Source organism: Kitasatospora nipponensis, from assembly GCF_039528135.1.
GTDB classification, from domain to species: Bacteria; Actinomycetota; Actinomycetes; order Streptomycetales; family Streptomycetaceae; genus Kitasatospora; species Kitasatospora nipponensis.
The window spans coordinates 1-509 of record NZ_BAAALF010001197.1 but is presented as its reverse complement, the minus strand read 5'-3'; the positions used below and the strand labels follow the sequence as shown (position 1 = coordinate 509).

General features: G+C 66.6%; 1 pseudogene. It reads right to left on the bottom strand.

From position 1 onward, the window contains the following. Nucleotides 1–483, bottom strand: a pseudogene (locus tag ABD323_RS45635) (hypothetical protein); the annotation flags it as partial. Between the last annotated feature and the right edge of the window lie 26 nt (nt 484–509).

Here is a 509-nt window from a genome sequence, read left to right as displayed (position 1 = left end):
GTTGATGGAGATGCCGGTCTTGTGCTTCACCGGGTTGGAGCCGAAGGAGTAGTAGGAGAACGTGGTGTGCGCGGCGTCGTCCCACTTGTCGAAGAGGATGACGTGGTCGACGAGGCTGTTGAGGATGTCGCCGGGCTTGAGCTGGCTGCGGGGGATCTCGGTAGCAACGTTGGGCAGGCGGGTGGTGTCCAGGCTGTCGCTCAGGTGCCAGGCCATCGAGACGTAGCCGGAGCAGTCCTTGCGGTAGCCCCGACCCGAGGAGTCGGGGTAGGTCTCACCGGTCGTGGTGTAGGTGATGGGCGCCCCGATCTGGTACCAGTAGTCCGCCCGGGCGATGATCTCGCTGCGGGTGATCTGCCCGTCCACCGTGGAGGTCGCGGCCTGGGCGACGGTGGTGGTGAACGCGGTGGTGGCGATCGCGCCGGAGGCGGCGATGGAGGCGGCGAGAGCGATCCGGACGAGCTTGGACGCGCGAGAAGGCATGGCGGAACTCCCCTTGGAGTACGAGG